This window comes from Klebsiella sp. HMSC09D12 (assembly GCF_001808475.1).
In the GTDB taxonomy this organism is placed as follows: domain Bacteria; phylum Pseudomonadota; class Gammaproteobacteria; order Enterobacterales; family Enterobacteriaceae; genus Klebsiella; species Klebsiella oxytoca.
In genome coordinates this window covers 1-17,952 of the sequence record NZ_KV793461.1, presented here as the reverse complement: position 1 = coordinate 17,952, position 17,952 = coordinate 1, and the positions used below count along the sequence as shown (strand labels likewise).

General features: G+C 49.5%; 20 protein-coding genes and 3 pseudogenes. 11 read left to right on the top strand and 12 right to left on the bottom strand.

Annotation, left to right across the window (positions count from 1 at the left end):
• Positions 1 to 186 precede the first annotated feature (186 nt).
• Positions 187 to 448: pseudogene (locus HMPREF3178_RS09805) on the top strand (transposase); the annotation flags it as partial.
• A gap of 149 nt (positions 449 to 597) precedes the next feature.
• On the opposite strand, the gene HMPREF3178_RS31685 reads toward HMPREF3178_RS09805, so the two are convergent.
• Positions 598 to 903, bottom strand: a complete 306-nt coding sequence (locus HMPREF3178_RS31685) for a CPBP family intramembrane glutamic endopeptidase (RefSeq protein WP_074443076.1) — start codon at positions 901 to 903, stop codon at positions 598 to 600.
• 1,527 nt (positions 904 to 2,430) lie between these two features.
• On the opposite strand from HMPREF3178_RS31685, the pseudogene HMPREF3178_RS32185 reads away from it, so the two are divergent.
• Positions 2,431 to 2,715 (top strand): annotated as a pseudogene (locus tag HMPREF3178_RS32185) (transposase domain-containing protein); the annotation flags it as partial.
• A 186-nt stretch (positions 2,716 to 2,901) separates the two neighbouring features.
• On the opposite strand, the gene HMPREF3178_RS09790 reads toward HMPREF3178_RS32185, so the two are convergent.
• The 3 genes from HMPREF3178_RS09790 to HMPREF3178_RS30850 form a co-directional block, all read right to left on the bottom strand.
• Entirely contained in the window at positions 2,902 to 5,145 is a 2,244-nt protein-coding gene (locus HMPREF3178_RS09790; RefSeq protein WP_070585144.1) for a peptidase domain-containing ABC transporter, read from the bottom strand.
• Positions 5,145 to 6,398 carry an HlyD family secretion protein gene (locus tag HMPREF3178_RS09785; RefSeq protein WP_032432524.1) on the bottom strand — a complete coding sequence of 418 codons (1,254 nt, stop codon included), beginning with the start codon at positions 6,396 to 6,398 and terminating at the stop codon, positions 5,145 to 5,147. The genes HMPREF3178_RS09790 and HMPREF3178_RS09785 overlap by 1 nt, the downstream gene beginning before the upstream one ends.
• A 631-nt stretch (positions 6,399 to 7,029) precedes the next feature.
• Positions 7,030 to 7,377 carry a hypothetical protein gene (locus HMPREF3178_RS30850; RefSeq protein WP_127469808.1) on the bottom strand — a complete coding sequence of 116 codons (348 nt, stop codon included), beginning with the start codon at positions 7,375 to 7,377 and terminating at the stop codon, positions 7,030 to 7,032.
• A gap of 139 nt (positions 7,378 to 7,516) precedes the next feature.
• Here HMPREF3178_RS30850 and HMPREF3178_RS31680 point away from each other — a divergent pair.
• Positions 7,517 to 7,630 (top strand): annotated as a pseudogene (locus tag HMPREF3178_RS31680) (IS5/IS1182 family transposase); the annotation flags it as partial.
• Positions 7,631 to 7,717: 87 nt separating this feature from the next.
• On the opposite strand, the gene HMPREF3178_RS09780 reads toward HMPREF3178_RS31680, so the two are convergent.
• From HMPREF3178_RS09780 to vapB, 5 genes are all read right to left on the bottom strand, one after another.
• Positions 7,718 to 8,044: a hypothetical protein gene (locus HMPREF3178_RS09780; protein WP_124989605.1), complete on the bottom strand. Its 327-nt coding sequence runs from the start codon at positions 8,042 to 8,044 to the stop codon at positions 7,718 to 7,720.
• Positions 8,045 to 8,122: 78 nt separating this feature from the next.
• The gene (locus HMPREF3178_RS09775) at positions 8,123 to 8,341 is read right to left on the bottom strand and encodes a hypothetical protein (protein ID WP_021312527.1); all 219 of its coding nucleotides are present in this window, start codon (positions 8,339 to 8,341) and stop codon (positions 8,123 to 8,125) included.
• A 63-nt stretch (positions 8,342 to 8,404) separates the two neighbouring features.
• Positions 8,405 to 8,650: a hypothetical protein gene (locus HMPREF3178_RS09770; protein ID WP_065905238.1), complete on the bottom strand. Its 246-nt coding sequence runs from the start codon at positions 8,648 to 8,650 to the stop codon at positions 8,405 to 8,407.
• Positions 8,651 to 8,684: 34 nt separating this feature from the next.
• On the bottom strand, positions 8,685 to 9,101 hold the full coding sequence (locus HMPREF3178_RS09765) for a type II toxin-antitoxin system VapC family toxin (RefSeq protein ID WP_021312475.1): 417 nt from the start codon (positions 9,099 to 9,101) through the stop codon (positions 8,685 to 8,687).
• A complete protein-coding gene (vapB, locus tag HMPREF3178_RS09760; protein ID WP_021312476.1) occupies positions 9,098 to 9,328 on the bottom strand; it encodes a type II toxin-antitoxin system VapB family antitoxin in 231 nt (76 codons plus the stop codon). The genes HMPREF3178_RS09765 and vapB overlap by 4 nt, the downstream gene beginning before the upstream one ends.
• A gap of 275 nt (positions 9,329 to 9,603) precedes the next feature.
• Between vapB and HMPREF3178_RS09755 the strand changes: the two genes are divergently transcribed.
• The 3 genes from HMPREF3178_RS09755 to HMPREF3178_RS29815 all read left to right on the top strand — a co-directional run bounded on the left by HMPREF3178_RS09755 (position 9,604) and on the right by HMPREF3178_RS29815 (position 11,303).
• Positions 9,604 to 10,104, top strand: coding sequence for a HEPN family nuclease (locus HMPREF3178_RS09755; RefSeq protein ID WP_021312477.1), 501 nt, complete (start codon positions 9,604 to 9,606; stop codon positions 10,102 to 10,104).
• A 12-nt stretch (positions 10,105 to 10,116) separates the two neighbouring features.
• On the top strand, positions 10,117 to 10,893 hold the full coding sequence (locus HMPREF3178_RS09750; protein ID WP_021312478.1) for a hypothetical protein: 777 nt from the start codon (positions 10,117 to 10,119) through the stop codon (positions 10,891 to 10,893).
• A 161-nt stretch (positions 10,894 to 11,054) separates the two neighbouring features.
• Complete coding sequence (locus HMPREF3178_RS29815; RefSeq protein WP_023332841.1) at positions 11,055 to 11,303, top strand: hypothetical protein; 249 nt, start codon at positions 11,055 to 11,057, stop codon at positions 11,301 to 11,303.
• A gap of 53 nt (positions 11,304 to 11,356) precedes the next feature.
• Here HMPREF3178_RS29815 and HMPREF3178_RS31675 read toward each other — a convergent pair whose 3' ends face one another.
• Positions 11,357 to 12,343 (bottom strand): hypothetical protein, encoded by a 987-nt coding sequence (locus tag HMPREF3178_RS31675; protein WP_228705131.1) that lies wholly within the window; start codon positions 12,341 to 12,343, stop codon positions 11,357 to 11,359.
• A gap of 562 nt (positions 12,344 to 12,905) precedes the next feature.
• Between HMPREF3178_RS31675 and ccdA the strand changes: the two genes are divergently transcribed.
• From ccdA to HMPREF3178_RS09720, 4 genes are all read left to right on the top strand, one after another.
• A complete protein-coding gene (gene ccdA, locus HMPREF3178_RS09735) occupies positions 12,906 to 13,124 on the top strand; it encodes a type II toxin-antitoxin system antitoxin CcdA (RefSeq protein WP_001568025.1) in 219 nt (72 codons plus the stop codon).
• Between the two features lies 1 nt (position 13,125).
• On the top strand, positions 13,126 to 13,431 hold the full coding sequence (ccdB, locus tag HMPREF3178_RS09730; RefSeq protein WP_013023785.1) for a type II toxin-antitoxin system toxin CcdB: 306 nt from the start codon (positions 13,126 to 13,128) through the stop codon (positions 13,429 to 13,431).
• Positions 13,432 to 13,617: 186 nt separating this feature from the next.
• The gene (locus HMPREF3178_RS09725; protein WP_001568027.1) at positions 13,618 to 14,622 is read left to right on the top strand and encodes a hypothetical protein; all 1,005 of its coding nucleotides are present in this window, start codon (positions 13,618 to 13,620) and stop codon (positions 14,620 to 14,622) included.
• A gap of 183 nt (positions 14,623 to 14,805) precedes the next feature.
• Positions 14,806 to 15,585 carry a site-specific integrase gene (locus HMPREF3178_RS09720; RefSeq protein WP_001568028.1) on the top strand — a complete coding sequence of 260 codons (780 nt, stop codon included), beginning with the start codon at positions 14,806 to 14,808 and terminating at the stop codon, positions 15,583 to 15,585.
• Positions 15,586 to 15,642: 57 nt separating this feature from the next.
• On the opposite strand, the gene HMPREF3178_RS09715 is transcribed toward HMPREF3178_RS09720, so the two are convergent.
• Positions 15,643 to 15,900, bottom strand: coding sequence for a hypothetical protein (locus tag HMPREF3178_RS09715; RefSeq protein ID WP_000764642.1), 258 nt, complete (start codon positions 15,898 to 15,900; stop codon positions 15,643 to 15,645).
• 128 nt (positions 15,901 to 16,028) lie between these two features.
• Positions 16,029 to 16,142 carry a hypothetical protein gene (locus tag HMPREF3178_RS31275; protein ID WP_014343462.1) on the bottom strand — a complete coding sequence of 38 codons (114 nt, stop codon included), beginning with the start codon at positions 16,140 to 16,142 and terminating at the stop codon, positions 16,029 to 16,031.
• 630 nt (positions 16,143 to 16,772) lie between these two features.
• Here HMPREF3178_RS31275 and repE point away from each other — a divergent pair.
• Positions 16,773 to 17,528, top strand: a complete 756-nt coding sequence (gene repE / locus HMPREF3178_RS09710; RefSeq protein WP_001568031.1) for a replication initiation protein RepE — start codon at positions 16,773 to 16,775, stop codon at positions 17,526 to 17,528.
• The last annotated feature ends 424 nt before the right edge of the window (positions 17,529 to 17,952 follow it).

Genomic DNA, 17,952 nt, shown 5'->3' with positions numbered 1-17,952 from the left:
AGCCACAGGCGGACATTACTATTGAGCCATTACAGCATTAGTGCGTTTAATGCGTTTTATGTTAAATATCAATCACTTGAATCATTAATTCATCATGTATCGATGTGCTTTTCGTGGGTAATCCCCCCGAAAAACCGGTGTGTTCATGAGTAGAATTTTCTCGTAATCTGAATCGGGGAGAGCTCTATGAAAAAATCGCGTTTCACTGACAGCCAGATCATGACCATCCTTAAACAAGCCGAGGCCGGAACTCCGGTGGCTGAACTGTGCCGTGAACATGGTATGAGCAGTGCCAGTTTCTATAAGTGGCGCTCACGCTTTGGCGGAATGAATGCCATCGATGATGGCCCGTCTGAAAGAGTTGGGGGACGAAAACCGCCGTCTTAAAAAGATGTACGCCGAAGAGCGACTTAAAGCCGAAATTATTCAGGAGGCCATGGCAAAAAAGTGGTGCAGCCATCGCGTCGAATTATCTCTGTGGTGAGACTGTGCGCAGACATCTGAATTGAGCTACAGTGGGGTGCGGACGAATTCTTGGATCTTCAGGAGTTAATTTATGCATTCATGCAAGGATCGTGATCCTGAATATACTCATGATTATAAGGTTATTTTAATATTTAACAGAATGATAAAGGCATTCATCCCTGAATGCATTAGCATTGGGTATAAAGGGCTTTGGCTTTTAATCCTTACCATTAATAGTAAAACAGACACAACAAAAAGAACTATCTGATCAAGAATGTTATAATACTGAAAATGCATTAAGCAAAAGAACAGAGATGTAAGTACACATGGGATTATTAAATTTTTTTTATAAATCGTACTTAGAAAACCGAAAGCGCAAACTCTGTAAACAATCTCTTCGTAGTAGGGTACGACTAATGTCAAAACTATAACTACCATCCAGTTTATATGAGATGTCTCATAATGAAAAAAAGAATCTCTATAGCAATAAACCGCTAACTGAATAAAAACGATCACCAAGAATAATAAAGAGGTTAACTTGACCGTTGCGCTATCGGATTTGACTCGGATTATACATCCCGTTATTTTTCTTAAGCATAAAAAATACAATAAGGTTACCATTATAAAATGTGACATTAGAATACTGAAAAATACTATATCAATGTCTACATAATGTAGCGTGATAGCTGGTGATAACGTTATAAGAATTGATAAAAGAACCACTCCAAGAAAGATCGCCGCAATGTTCTTGTTATATATAAATAGGTTCATATACTTAATCACCACAAGAGATTTTTATGTGAAATTATACCCACTACAATATTGAAAAAATAAAATTTATTGTTTTCTTGACAGAGACAAAAAAACCGATCACAAAAAATAACGCAATAAAAGCATCCAACACATTGTTTCCATCTGAAACTATCCTTAAGGAGGAAATTCTTACAGCATAAAATGAAAAAAACATAGAAATAGATACAATCAATACATCCTTATTAAAAACATGGCCCTTTAAACTCATTTCTATCTATCCTAGGAAGTATATTTTAAGGAGGAATAACTTCAATAAACAGTTATTCCTCATTTATCTTATAGTTACCAGCGACATTGTCCTGCTACACTACCAGGGTTTGAATCATGCCATCCACCGCCCGAATTTCGGTTACTACTGGACGATGGTGTTGGCATTGATGCCCCCAATCCACCAAGAACAGCCCCCGCAGCGACAACCCCAACGGGGCCTCCAGCGAGACCAACAATAGCTCCTATAGTGCCAGCAATAATACCGATACCAGCATTGTTTGCTGTTGTTGCAGGCGCACTCCAGCTTCCCCCACTTCTTCCACGTGCTGCATTTTTTGCATCCTGCCGGTCACGATTTACCTCTGATCCGTGTCCCTCGCCACCACTAACCATGGCTATCTCATTAAGACTTAATTCTCTTATTTCTGACATAAAAATCCCTCTTTTAGTTCTTAACAAAAAGTGCTCTTCCACTATCACACGGATGAAATGTATGCACAAAGTGAATATATGTAAATATATGTAAATTTTTACATTCCAGACTGTAAAGTAATCGGCTACAATTCAGTTAAGGAGCGAGAGATATCTTCATAGGCCATCTGTGGCGTTGTGTCTAAAACAGGAGCAGCTGTAGCCCCAACACTGAAACTGGCTATCGTAAAAACACCTGCGGCTAATGATTTAAGAAAAAACTCATCATTCCTGTTCCTTATTCAGTATTAATTTCAGGTTGTTGATACCTGGCTCATGCCAGATTTGAATCTTTTTCTCATCTGTAAAAAAACAATAGTTCCTATTATGCGACTCCATCATTGATCCGCCAAGGTGCCATAGTGAGTCCAGATGCCATACGTGCTCTTTTTTCACTGCCTATAATGCTCTGGTTTATGGAATAAAAAATCCTCAACGTGTGAGGTAATGCCGATCAGTTAAGGATCGACTCTGGATCTGGTATCCCGTTACGACTCCTTGCGTAACCCGCTGACTTCTCTGGGGGATTATCTGGACTCGGAACTCATCTCCCGTTGCCTTGCCGAAGCCGGCTCCGTCACCCTGCGCAAGCGTCGTCCGCCCCTGGAAATGATGGTCTGGTGTATTGTCGGCATGGCCTTTGAGCGCAAAGAACCCCTTCATCAGATCGTGAATCGGCTGGACATTATGCTGCCGGGCAGTCGTCCCTTCGTCGCACCCAGCGCCGTTATCCAGGCCCGACAACGTCTGGGAATGGTCATGAGGATGCTGATGACGCTTCAGGGTGCTTCACCAGGCCGCATCCCGGAGTTAATACGTGACCTTGAAAGTATGGGACGACTGGCAAAGTTACCGACAAGAAGAGAAAGGGCCTTCCCGAGAGTGGTAAAGGAGAGGCCCTGGAAATACACCACGGCCCCGAAAAAAGGCCTGTCAGTTGTTTCACTGACTGGCATTACAACGTGTGAGGACGTTTTGTCGAACATCCCCCACTCTGTCATCAGCAGGAGCACACGTTACGTCACCATCGTCGACAGTGCACGGGTGCTTCAGCTCCGTAAGGTTACCATCAGCCAGATACAGAACACGGTCAGCAGATGCTATCGTTTCCGGTCGATGGGCAATCAGCAGCACAGGAAGCCCCAGTTGGCGAAGCGTCTGGCTTATCTGGATCTCACTCTCAACATCAAGGTGACTGGTTGCTTCATCCAGTAACAAAAACCCCGGCATTTTGTACAACGCTCTTGCCAGAAGTACACGTTGCTTTTGCCCTCCGGAAAGCCCACCACCGGTTTCACCGATTAATGTCTGATATCCCATCGGCATTGCCATGATATCGCTGTCGATAAGCGCCAGCTGAGCACACCGGGCCATTCGTTCATGATTGCGATCCTCGCTGAAAAAAATGATGTTATCTGCAATGGAGCCGCTGAAAAGCTGATCATCCTGAAGCACTGTACCGATCCGCCGGCGTACCTGAAAATAATCCGGGTGGGTTTGCAGTATGCAAAAGGTTCTGATTGTCCCTTCGTCAGGAATATGGACCCCAAGGATAAGTTTCACCAGCGTTGACTTACCGCACCCGGATTTGCCGGTAATGGCAACCACTTCACCAGGATGCAGCGTCAGCGATACTCCGCGGAGTATCGGTTTGTTACCGCCCTTATGGCTGAAGGTAACGTGCTCTAGGGATAAAGGGGGATGGTCATCTCCGGCTACGGTCCCACGAGATATTGGTGGGGTAACTGACGCGCTGTTGTCTTCCTGAACGGGTTGTTGCTGATGACCCTCTGTCGGGGTCAGCACAATGTCAGCCAGACGTTCGTTATAGATATCTAGCATGCGCCAGGAAAAAAATTTATCGGTCAGACTGCTGATACTGGATGAAAAACGCATTTGATAAGACAAATAGGCAACCAGCATGCCGACGGTAAAGGTGCCGTTCAGCACTTCACCGGCGCCTTTCCACAAAATGATTGCCGATACCACGCTGCCGGTCAGAGTGTGGGCAATGTCATAGCACATCAGCAGACGGCTCTGGCGCAACTGCGTATTTCTTCGGGTGACATTGAGATTCAGCCAGGCAGCCTCACGGTATGGAGTAACCCCGTTTATTCTCAGACTCAGGATCCCGTTGAGGGTTTCAAGAAAATACCCTGACTCCCTGGCCCCGGCATCCCAGGCATCTTCTGCTGACTGCCGCAGGGAGGGATACCACAGTGCTCTCAGCACCCCGTAGATAATAGCTGCCAGCAAGGCTATCAGCGTCATTTCAGGACTGTACAACAGCATCATGCATAGTGTGGTCACCACAAGCAGCACATCCAGAATACCTTCCAGTATCTGTGCGGTCAGCGCATGCTGGATGGTATCAACTGCCTCAAAGCGGGCATTGATACTCCCTTTACTTCGTGCGTCAAACCAGGCCAGAGGGAGACGTACAAGATGATGGAACACCCGGGCCGTCCACTGCATATTAAAATTGACGGACAAGGTAATACTGGCCCACTGGCGGGCCAGAGACAGCAGCATCTGGGTCAGTGACAGCAGCAGCAGTGCAATGATAATGACGGTCAACAGACTCCGGTCTGCCGCGACCAGAACCTCATCGATCACCATCTGATTGATAAGAGGGCTCCCCAGCGTCAGAACCTCCAGAGCCAGGGCGAAAATGACAATGCGCAACATAGCTGCCTGAAGGCCGGGTGTCTTACCTGTCAACTGGCGTAGTCGAATTTTCTTTCTTTCATCTCTGACCGTGAAATCGCCGGCTGGTGTCAGCTCCAGCGCAACGCCGGTGAAGTGTTTTCCGGCATCCTGTAGAGAGAGAGTTACCTTTCCTTTATCCGGATCATGGATGACCAGTTTGCTCCCTTGTACCTTATGGAGAACAACGAAATGATTTATGTTCCAGTGCAGAATGCACGGGAGAGAAAGCGATTTCAGGTCTTCCGGCTCTAACCGTACTGCACGTGAGGCCAGCCGGATACCTGACGCGCACTCCATCAGCCGCTGCAAGGTCATTCCCTGTGTACTGATACTGAATCGTTCACGGAGCGCGGGTACGTCCGTCAGCAGTCCATGCCAGCAAGCGATCATGGCCAGACACGCCAGTCCGCATTCAGCGGACTCTGTCTGACGGATGACGGGGAGGCGTTTTCTTCCTGTCCATTTGATTGGTTCCATTACAGTTTCCCTTTAAGGCTCCAGAGTGGTTCTGTCAGCCACTCCCATAAATGACGTGTATCAAGGCTGACATCTCCCTCAAGGACCATACCGGGACGAAGAGGTTCTTTTTTTCCATACGCCAGGATAAAGGTATTCTCAGGCTCTACAATGACGCGGTAATGACCTTCATTCTCCTTCCAGGTCACAGGGGATACAGAGAGTAAATCAGAGGGAGTCAGCGTTGTACGGCTGATTTCACGGATAGTCCCGTACTGAACGCCAAACTTCTGATAAGGGAAGGCAGCAAACCGCAGTGCCACCCGCTGCCCCGGCTGAATAAAGCCAGCATTCTGACTGGTGGCATAAAGCTCGATTTGTAAACGGGCATTATCCGGAACAAGCGTCATGACTGCTTCGGAAGATTTGACTGACTGCCCCTGGCGGATAAGTACGGCTGCCACAGTCCCGGACACAGGGGCAGTCAGCGTGAAATGCTCCTGACCTGCCAGTTCAATCAGCTGCTGCTGGAGTCCCTGCAGTTGCCGATCCAGTTCAGTTTGCCTGCTCTTTCCCTGGGCAATAAGATGAATCAGATCATCCTGAGCTGCGTCCTGTGCGGAGCGCAGTTGCAAAAGCGCCTGACGCTGGTTTTCAACATTTTCCTGCGCTGAAGACACCTCAATCTGTTTCTGCTGAAACTCAACATCAGAGACATAATGGGTGATAAGCAGCTTACGATAACGACTCATGACGGCTGTAGCCAGTTCTGCTCGCCGTTCTGCCTCGGTGAGGCGCTGTACTGCACTGCTTATCTGGGGTTGTAGCTCCGCAGTACGCTGCCGGATAGCCTGCTGTTGCAGGATGTTGTCGTGTTGTTCGAGGGTTTGCTGTGAGACCAGCATGGCGTGCTGGGTTTTCAGTGAGAGGCTCATGGCGGCCAGCGTGCCGGCGCCCTGGTCGTTATAATGTTCCCCACTGAGATGATATAATGCCTCACCGGCCGTTACATGCTGTCCTTCCTGAATGGTCAGGCTGGTGACATTTCCAGCGTACTGTGGGGTGATTTTTATCAGGCCGGATGAAGGCATAACGATGCCGGTGAGATGTGCCTTACGGGTATAACTGCCAAAATAAATAAACAGGATGATGAAGAGCAGTAAAAGAAGAGTGGTGACGGCACTGAATGTCATACCAAATGAGGCCGGAATAATTATCTCACCATGAGATGTGTTATTCTGGTGCTCTATAGCTTCTTTTCTGAGTAGACTCATGATTTTCCATTTTTATTAATCTGTCAGTGTACAGGATGATGTGTCACCGCTCTATCAACAAGAGTATTTCATCAGTTATTAACTGACCCATGCACATCAATTTCTTATATCGACTGCAGGGTGGGAAAGCTCAAACTTCTGGGTTGCATATGCGGAGCTCTTATTTATTAATTTTTGTCGCACCCTTCTTGACAACAAAATACTTTCTTTCACAACCAAGAAAAAATACATCCACCATCCTGTCAGAGCCTCTCGGTTAAAAATTTAGAATCAGCAGCTGTTATCTCTGTTTTTGGATGAAATTTACAGACCTACTTTTTTTCAAAGAAATTGCTGTTAGATGATATAATCTCACGAATGACTAACTTTATAAAATCCAACAATGCAGTCACTATGTAATCACTTATTTTTGCAGCGCCAATAGTTATAACACAGGAGAAAATAAAGCCTTTTAATATATTATCTGAGTGTAACGGGTTGTACCCCAATGAATCTAAAGATATACTCATTATATATAATGCACATATCAACTTAATTATAAATACAGCCGCTTTCTGGATTGTACTGACCAATCTGACGTCCTCTCATTTTAAGCATGATGTAGCTTTCCCACCATGCTTATTTGTGTTAATCAGCGAAATGGAACCCCTGACGGTTTATTACAGGTACTTGCAACGTCTCTTAGTGATGTCACGGCCTGCAATGCTAAAGACAAAGAGCCCCCTTTTGCAGCGACTATACCTTGAGCAGCACCAAGAAGCACAGACGTGATACATTGTCCATTTGAAAGAACGTATTTACCGGCAGCATTAATGCCTACTACGTCGATATTTGGAATTGCACCATACCCTGCTCCTGCGCCATTCAATGAAGCGTTCATAGCGGCATCACGTTTATCCCGGGCCCATTCTGAACCATGCCCTTCACCACCACTAACCTTTGTTATTTCCTCAAAAGTCAACGTCCTGATACTTGACATAGAAAAATCCCTCTTTATTTTTTAACATAATGTGCCCTTTCACTATCCCATGGACAAAATGTGTGTATAAAGTGAATAAGTGTAAATAAATGTAAACTTAAAGCAAAATATGTTCAAAAAAATCCTGCTGAAAGAGTTAATACGGTCAGCTGTAGCGGACTGCGCTTGTGACATCCGGTGATGTCACAAGGAACTAAGCTGTAAGAAAATCAGAGTCCTCATTCATCCCAGAAAAGGCGCTGGTTACTGGCCATGTACTAATCGCTTTTTTCTCCTCCGGGGATCCGAAAACTGGCTGTTCCGGATCCCCGTTAATTTCCCGTACACCTGATACGTTCGTTTAAGGTGTAATATCCCCTGAAAATTCTGACCCAAAACGCTCGCGAACCCGACTTTCAATGAGTCCTTTTGCCATGTTCAGTCGTTCAATTTGCTTCCCGGTTGACCATGAGGGATTATCGATGCTGTGCTGCACACTTTCCGGTACAAATGTCTCCAGCAGCGCCAGAAATTCCCGGGCAGAATTGATATTCCCCGCGTGGCGATGCAATAACTCAGAAATATACTGACGGGCTTCAGCGTCATAATATGAGTTGTCCGGATGTACCGGGAAAAGATAATCCCCCATCCTGCTGTAATAACCGCGAAAAGAATGTTCTGTTGTCATATTTTTGAGCCATCTGTTTCAGTATATCTTATCAATAACCCTTTCCCTGTCAGCCCTTCCCGGTCGGTGTCACAGCGGTTAAATACCGGGCGAATGGTCTCTGACAGGCAAATGGATACCCATCAGGCGCAGGACAAAGCCGCGCCAGCCCCGGTTAACCTGACGGTTATAGTCATACAGGTGAGCATTCTCTTTTTTCAGCTTGGACCATTCATGCATGAGTGTTAGCGCATCGAGCTCGGTGATATGCTTCACTTCACCGCCGATACGTACCGTGTTAATTCCTGTTACCATCATGATGCTCCCCTCCGGCGATATCAGTTTCAGATTAACGTTGTATTAATGGTACCGGGTAAGCCGTCAGGCATGGCCCGGTTTAAAAAGATACGCTGACAGTTCGGCAGCGGTGATATCAAACTCAAGCTTCTGTATTAATTCGGCAAGTTTTTTCTCTGCCGTATCGCGGTCAATCCGATCCAGCAAAATCTGGATAGCGGCGAGTTTAAGCTCCTCCGGAAGGAGTTCCGGATCAATAACAATATCGCCGGAAATTTCTTCAGCCGGTTCACTGAAAAGCCAGCCGTAGTCGGTGTGTTCAGCATTCATGTCTGTCGTCTCCGTCACGGAAATTTTTACGGGATTAATTCACCCAGTCTTCCAGCACCAGGCCCGGGACCCGCGCAAACTCTCTTACATTATTCGTCACCAGAACGGCGCCGGCCGCGATGGCGTGCCCGGCTATCGCCGTGTCGTTCGGACCAATCGGCGTCCCGGCCTGTCGCAAGGCCACCTTAATCTCCGTGGTCGCATCCACCGCGGCCCGGTCCCAGGGCAGGATGGCATCGAGGCGGGCACAGAACGCGTCAACCAGCTCGATATGGCGCGGGGAGGCCTTCGGGCCGGTGGCGCCGAAGCGCATCTCGGAGTAGGTGATGGCCGAGACCACGATACGGTGGCCACGCAGCACCGCCTGCTCCAGGCGCTTCAGCACCGCTTCCGGCTGCTCGCGCATGATGAACGAGCAGATGTTTGTGTCGAGCATAAAAGTCTTTTTCACAGGTCAAATCGTCCTTCGTCGCTGACCACATCCTCGCGTTCCGCCATAAAGTCCGGATCGGCCCTGTCCAGCTGCGCGAACGAGCCCCAGGTCGGCCGGACGGGACGCAGAATGATGCTGTCCCCTTCCCGGACGATCTCCAGCTCGCTGACGCCGTCAAAATCCAGGTCCCGGGGCAGACGGATGGCGCGGTTATTGCCGTTTTTAAATATCGAAACTGTGCGCATGGATGTTCCTCCGGCTGATCATGCATGATGTATGAGTGCATATGTGCAGTATATGCCTGTCGGATTGGTTTGTATAGGTGTCACATATGCAGATGACTGACATATGCGTATGTCTGGCCTATGCAGATGCATGGCATATGGATATGCTGTACCTATTCTGTTTTCTCATTTCTCCACCGCAGATCCGAAAAATACCATACTCGGAAATGCCGTACCTGAGCCGTCAGGCTGACCGGATGATATAGTGAATTCTCGAACCGGAACGGGAGAGTTAAATGGGAAATTATTCAGATTTTGAGACCGAGTTTGTTCAACGAACACTGGCACTTATCGATCAGTATAACGAAATGATTAAGGAGCTGGGCAAGCCCTTCAGGGAGCAGTACAACTACACATTGACCCTGAATTGCCTTCTGGGTCTCATCGTGATGCCGAAAGAGAGGGCGCTCTCTTTCCTGCCCGCTGACCGTTTAACGCAGCAGCTTAAAACCAGCATGGGGTTACAGGAGTCGCAGCTACCCGGACCGGAGATGACTCTGCGTGCTCTTATCCTTAAAATGAGAAATTCTGTGGCTCATTTCAGCGTCCAGGTTGTATCAGTCAGCGACGAGCGTCTTGTCGATCTGATTGCTTTCAGGGATGATCCTGAGGATGAGAATGCCTATGCCACTTTCAGCGCCCCGGAACTTTTACCCTTTCTGAAATATTATGCGACCCTGCTGCTCAACAATATGGCCCGACGTCGAGCCAAAGCTGTTAACTTATTGGATTTTTGAGGGATTTACACAATGTTAATCCTCGATTGCTCCTCACGAACTCAGGCGTTGCATACATTATCTGCCGGGTTTGGCTGTCCCCCTGAAAAGCTGAAAAAAGTGCTGCTTTCGCTTGATCTTGAAAGTATCTACGAGCTTAATCCTCGCCAGTTGGTTGATGCACCTCAGTATCTGAGAGAGTACGTCTGTGCGGAACTGGGCGAACCGGGACCATTCACACGAGCTCTGTGGTTTCATGGTACCCGGACTTTCGCCGGGAATACTTTTCCCGCGGGGTTACTGGCGCTAAATCAGTCTGAATCACTCGCCATGAAAATGTTGCTCGACCTGGCTCCGAATGAGATGGTTCGTAAACACCTTCAGGAATGGAATGTTCCGGGAGGTGTCCCGGATGAGATGTTTCAGCTCAGAACTGACGATAGAACGCACTGGGGGCCTTACGGCCATCTGGTTCGGGAATTACATTTCCACACCAGTGAAAATGGGCAACATGATTATCTCAGGCTACCGGAGCTGGTAGAGGATGTCTGTAACGCATACTTTGAGAACTACGCCCACGATCTTACGCCGCATTACCTCAAGGTGCTTCACCCCTGTATTGTCTGGTTCCAGGCAGATATTATTTATGAAAAGGGTACGCTTGAAACGGCACTTGCATATGCTTATACATCAGTCCGGAATCTACCGCCGGATGGAAACTCAACTTTCGGTATAGACCGTGAGGGGAAATCAGTGTCCAGGTCGTCAATTGCTAAAATAGAGTATCTGCCGCACGGGCAAATTAAATAACGTGAAAAAACAGGCCCGTATATTCGTCACGAATATTCATGACGCAATACTATAGGTGCTGGCAGAATCAGGGCAACACCATCGCAATAGACTGGTGTCAGGAGTATTACCCGGTCAGTGTACACTGTACGGTTATCAATTTTATCACCCGGAGATTAACAATGAGCCATCCTGAAATTCACGTCAAAGACTGGATTGATGTGGGCAACAGTGAGTGTGTGGTGCAACGGCTTCTTCCCCCGGGGTCTCCCTCCGGCGTCTGCATTGTTGTTTTGAATAAAACCAAACCAACCACCCGGATCGTCGGCTGGGACGGCAAAAAATGGTACTTCATGCCCAGCCGTGACTATGGCGGTTATGCAGATGATTATGATCCCTGTGTTCGTGAACTGAAACGGGGCCGTAGCTGACCCCATGAGTTGACATCCTCCCCATCCTTCAGGCAGGGAGGATGTCAAAGCCACTACCTCTGATTGACCGGGATGGTTGCAGCATAGGCCCGCAGGGGAGCATCAACATTACTGACGAGCGCTTCCGCCACTTCCGTCAGTGTCTGGGTAGGCCCGAGCCGGGCGTCCTCCACAGTGTAGCAGTGCATGGAGCAGGTTCCTTCCCGGAAGCGGAACCCCAGGCCGAGTACATTGTTGTGAAAAACAACGGGGGAGCCATAGCCCGGATCAGGCACCAGAATGTGACCATTACAGAACGGCAACTCAAACTGATCAAACTCGCCTGCCGGCAGCGCCTGCGTATTTTCTGTGCGAAGGGTCAGCAGCACCTGGCTGTGTCCTTTCTGGCCGCTTTCATCCTGAAACACAGCGACCCGGCTGTAAACGCCCACCGCATGCGCCTCACTGAGACCATTCGCCGGCGCCTTGCCCATGACTCCGCGCAGCTGGTTGATCTGCTGATAGTAATCCTGCCGACGATACCAGGCTCCCCAGAAACGCGCGATTCTGGCCCAGAAGGCTTCAATCGTCTGTTCATCACGACCGGCAACATCACAGAACAGGGCAAAATACAGCGCAGTCCCGCCGTAGAACTGCTGTCCCGGTGGCAAAACCTGGCTGCTTCGCATGCGGAGGTACTGTGCATTACGCAGCAAAATCCGGGTCAGATCATCTTCTGTACGGATGGAAAGCAGGTCGCGGTAGGCCGCTTCAAACTGAGGGGGCTGAGGGACACTGCTCCATGTTGGCAGGACAGTACAGCCGTTATACTGCGCGATGTCCTGATCCAGGGACGCGACAAGCGGGCTCTTAAGGCAGAAGACATGGAGTATACTGCCCATACTGGCATTGACCATTTCACGCAGCAGCGCAGACTGGTTAATGTCCCGTGCTCTGGCCACCTCTTTCAGCGCCTGGCCCTGAGCGGTCGGAATGCCTTTAAGTGAGACCGACACGGTCCCCTGAGACTCGTTTTGTTCAGATGAAGTCTGAAAGTTCATAATGAACCCCTCTTTGACGTTTTAATCTAAAATGAAAATTTTCCTACCAAGTGGATTTTTTACTCCATTCTGTTGGTGGTATTACCTTCTCCTGGATGTAATACCAGTGCAAGATATTTATTACCTTTTCGTTGCTTCTCTTATTCAGATCCGATTTCTGCCGGTTCCGGATCTGATTCAGCCCCGCCGGCGCGCAGCGGCACCATGACACAACATGTAGCGGTGTTACCAGCTGACAACGACGCTATATGTTGTGTCCCTCCCCTGCCCCGTGACCGGCCGCTCACCACCCTAAAAGGGCGCTGTGGTTATTCCCTGACCGTGGTACACTTCCGGAAACTTCGCTGAGCGTAAAAAGTCGGATCCGGGCGGAACAGCCGTCAGGTAATTTAACGGCGTGGCTGTATGGCTGCTTGTTATCTCTAAGGTGATTATTTTGTATGTGAATTTCACGAAGTGAAATTAATGGCGACATAATAGTATGTTTCAGGCGGGCGTGTGTCAGCTGCATCCTTGCGCTATACTGATATGCATATCATTAGTATGTTTTCCGGAGTGCATTATGAAGCAGCGCATCACTGTCACCATAGACAGCGACAGTTATCAGTTACTGAAATCCGCAGACGTCAATATCTCCGCCCTGGTGAACAGGGCCATGCAGAATGAGGCCCGTCGTCTGCGTTCCGAACGCTGGCAGGCTGAAAATCAGGAAGGGATGGCCGAGGTTGCCCGATTTATTGAGATGAACGGTTCATTCGCCGACGAAAACAGGGACTGGTGAGATGCAGTTTAAGGTTTATGCCTATAAAAGAGAGAGCCGCTATCGTCTGTTCGTGGATGTGCAGAGTGACATCATCGATACCCCCGGGCGACGGATGGTGATCCCGCTGGCCAGCGCCCGGCTGCTGTCGGATAAGGTTTCCCGTGAACTCTATCCGGTGGTGCACATCGGGGACGAAAGCTACCGCCTGATGACCACGGACATGGCCAGCGTCACTTCCTCCGTCACCGGGGAGGAAGTGGCCGATCTCAGCCACCGGGAAAATGACATCAAAAATGCGATAAACCTGATGTTCTGGGGAATTTGACAGCCTCCCCGCCCTGAAAGACATCGAGGATGTCAAAACGAAGCATTGCCGCAGAGCTTAACCCTCAGCATGAACTGCCCTCCGGAGCGGATGCCCTGCAGGCTTTCGTGGGGTCAGCTTAAACGAACGGTTCACACAAAAACCCTTAAGCCAGTAACATTTACGCAACGGGACAAAAAGGCCGGTATGGAAGCGAAAACGGAAACCTTCATAAAAACGTCTGTTGATGATAACGGCATGTGGATGCTGACCGTCCCGGCGGGGAGTGCGGGCGACGAAACGGTGGTTGTGGTCGTCAGACGGGTGGAGGAATGTCGTTACGGGTCAGAGGACTCGCCAGGGGCACATGTGTCGATCACCTCCAGCCTGACGCTGTACGGTGAAGGACAAGGAACACCGCAGACCATTGTCGCGAAGTTCGTGCCCGGCACGGTGGAACTGTTCAGTGTCGAATTTATGCTGAAAGAATTTTTACCCCGTGGTCGCGGGGTGGGCAGCTGGATCATGCAGCAGATGGTGCTCTGGACCCGCTCCCTGCCGCCGGAAACGCTGGTCGGAAGAATCGACATCTCGTCCGTGGATGCGAAAAACATTCACAATCTGATCCGCCGGAGCAGACTATGGCGCGGGCTGGGGTTCCGGTTCCCGCCGGGGGATACCAGCTCAATGCCGCTGCGGGCAGACGAACTGCAGTTGCCGCGGGGCAGGTGTTCAACGCTCCGGGTGGAGCCCCTGGTATCCGCGGTACGCCGGCTGGAAGACTGTTATCGCGGGCTGCAGGAAAAAATCGTGCAGCTCGAAGGCAAAAAACGGTCGCAAAAACAGTTAATTACTTCACTTCAGAATCGTCCATTTTATCATCTGTTGCACAGGAAAGGGGGCCAGCTCCCGGACGAGAAATGTGACGCCCTGCCGCTGCGGGCAGAAAAACTGTCTCTGCCGCAGAGCGGGGATTCAGACCTGGAGGTGGCGCAACGGGCAGCCGGGGTCATCCGGCTGGCTACCCTGTGTGCTCAGTCGCAGAAAAGAATCCTGGAGCTGGAAAGGGAGCTTGCCTCGCAAAGTGAGGAGCTCGTTGACCTGCAGGCACATCCCTTTTTTAACCTGCGGGATAAATACCGCGACCAGATCCTGTTCTGGGGATGGGGGATGGGTTTTCTGTGCTTTATCTACTGGATGTTGGTGTCATGAATGTTCCCGTTCCATAGCAACCCACTGAAGAGGAGTGAAACCTGTGCCCGAAAATATCGTGTCTACCGTCATTGACGGGGTAGTTTTGTTTGCGACTTCGTCTGTTTTCTGGCTGGTTAGTCATCCTGACTCCGGTAATATTACGAAGAAAATTCTCGGCAAAGAAAAAAGTTAACAGAAATTATGAATAACCTGGTTCCAGTTGGATCTCCGGCATCTCCCGGAACATTGCTCCCGGTGGCCATCGATTACCCTGCCGCCCTCGCCCTGCGCCAGATGGCGCTCGTGCAGGATGAACTGCCGAAATACCTGCTGGCGCCGGAAGTCAGCGCCCTGCTCCATTACGTGCCGGATCTTCACCGCAAGATGCTGCTGGCAACCCTCTGGAACACCGGCGCGCGTATCAACGAGGCGCTGGCGCTGACCCGGGGGGATTTTTCGCTGGCGCCGCCGTATCCGTTCGTACAGCTGGCCACCCTCAAGCAGCGTACCGAGAAAGCGGCCAGGACGGCAGGTCGTGCCCCCGCAGGCAGTCAGATCCATCGTCTGGTTCCCCTTTCCGATCACCACTATGTCAGCCAGCTGCAGATGATGGTGGCGACCCTGAAAATTCCGCTGGAAAGACGAAACAAGCGCACCGGCAGAATGGAGAAGGCGCGTATCTGGGAGATCACAGACCGTACCGTGCGCACCTGGCTTAGCGAAGCGGTGGAGGCCGCAGCGGCCGACGGGGTGACGTTCTCAGTACCGGTTACCCCCCATACGTTCCGTCACTCCTACGCGATGCATATGCTGTATGCCGGCATACCACTGAAGGTTTTGCAGAGCCTGATGGGCCACAAATCGATTAGCTCGACGGAAGTCTATACGAAGGTGTTCGCACTTGATGTTGCTGCGCGGCATCGAGTTCAGTTTCAGATGCCCGAAGCGGATGCGGTAGCCATGCTGAAAGGGAATATTTAAGTACTTAGGAGAATGATGCTGGCGAACGTCCTGCTCGCCGGGGAGGTCTGTCAGACGTTATCTGGACCAGCTGACGGGAATATCTGCTCTGTATTCCTCATACTGCTCATAGATCGCATGCTGAAGCATCGTAATACGTTCTGACAACCTGTTGGCGTCCGACATATGCCGCCATTCCCCCTCAATAGTGGTTTTCTGTCCATCCGGGAGATTGAGCGTGATCAATACCTTTGTATCACGAATAATCACCCCGTCAGTGAAAGAATTAAGACCACTCCTTACGGTATTATCTATCTGTATAGTTTCAAGTTTCATCTTGTTACATCCTGTTGACCGGATCCCAAGCATAGATATCTGAATTCAAATTGCCTAGTGAAATGTCTGGATATGCCGCATTTTTCCCCTTATACAGCGAAGCTGGCCAAAGGCCAGCCCGCATGGATTTATCGCTTTTGCCAGTAGATCAGCATGGCAAGGAACAGGATTGTTGCCCCCTGAGAAGCGGGAGAAGCGGTCAGGAAAGTTTCCAGCAATGACATTATCGTAAAACTCCGCATTATTAATTTCAGGTGTGTGACTCAGGGGCCTTAGTCCCCCTTTTACAGGAAGTAGTGTTCTGTCACGACGGGAGCCAGGGTTAATAAAAACGATTCGAGTATGTCTGCAGGGACGATAGAAATCTTCGTGCGGGTTGTCTCGCTGTAGCGGGCTCTGGAGAGCGACTCGGGGGAGGAGTAGTATCTTCCGGCCACGGATATGATCGAGCCAGCAGTGCTCGCCGCAGCCGAGCGACAGGGCGAAGCCCCGAGTGAGCGAGGAAGCACCAGGGAACAGAACTCATAAATTCTGCATACGCTCAATGGCTGAAAAATCACCTCCCCTAGGGTTATCCACTTATCCACGGGGATATTTTTATAAGATCTTTTTTAATAGTTGTTAGATCTTTATTTTTAGAATGCCCACAGGCCTTTATCCATGCGGGTTCCAGAGAGGGATCTGTGACAAACCGCCCTTTCAGTGTGACAAATCACCCTCAAATAGCCGTCCTTTCTGTGACAAGTTGCCCTTAACTCTGTGACAAATTGCCCTCAGGAAGCGTTGCTTTTCACAAAGTTATCCCTCCCTGTTGACTCTGTTTTATAAAGTGTGACAATCTGAAAACCTGTCACACTTCACATGGACCTGTCATGGCGGAAATAGCGGTTATAAACCATAAAAAACGTAAAAATAGCCCGCGGATTGTCCAGTCAAATGAGCTGACTGAGGCGGCATATAGTCTCTCCAGGGATCAAAAGCGTATGCTGTATCTGTTCGTTGACCAGATCAGAAAATCCGACGGCTCCCTGCAGGAACATGACGGCATCTGCGAAATTCATGTTGCTAAATACGCTGAAACATTCGGGCTGACCTCCGCTGAAGCCAGTAAGGATATACGACAGGCTTTAAAAGGTTTTGCGGGCAAGGAAGTGGTTTTCTATCGCCCTGAAGAGGATGCCGGCGATGAAAAAGGGTATGAATCCTTTCCCTGGTTTATCAAACGTGCGCACAGTCCATCCAGAGGGCTTTACAGCGTACATATCAACCCCTATCTCATTCCCTTCTTCATCGGGCTACAGAACCGGTTTACGCAGTTCCGGCTCAGTGAAACAAAAGAGATTACCAATCCGTATGCCATGCGTTTATACGAATCCCTGTGTCAGTACCGTAAACCTGATGGCTCTGGTGTCGTGTCCCTGAAAATCGACTGGATCATGGAGCGCTACCAGCTACCCCAAAGTTATCAGCGTATGCCGGATTTTCGCCGTCGTTTCCTGCAGGCAAGTGTTGATGAGATCAATAGCCGGACACCTATGCGCCTCTCTTACATCGAGAAAAAGAAAGGTCGCCAGACGACTCATATAGTATTTTCCTTCCGTGATATCACCTCGATGACAACAGAATAGCCTGAGGGTTATCTGTCACAGATTTGAGGGTGGTTCGTCACATTTGATCTGGAAGGTTGAGGGTGATTTGTCACAGTTTTGCTGTTCCCTCCCTGGCATCCTGCGCTTACTCATAGTTTTTTTGGCTGTAACCGGTAGTGGAGCCAGAATTGAGGGCAATTTGTCACCATATCCTGAGGGTAGTTTGTCACAGTTAAATGAGTGCAGTTTGTCACACTAGATTTTCCCCCTCTTCCCGTTAGTCAAATGACATGAGGGCAAGTTCGACATAATTAATGAGGGCAGATTGTCACATTTGTTGCCCTGAACACGCTATCTGTGTGTGCCTATACATGTGGTGTTTCCCGCGGCCCTGGCCGTCCACGAAGTTGACCTGTTTCCCACAGTCCCGGCCATCCGCGAAGTTGACCTCCGTCCCACAGTC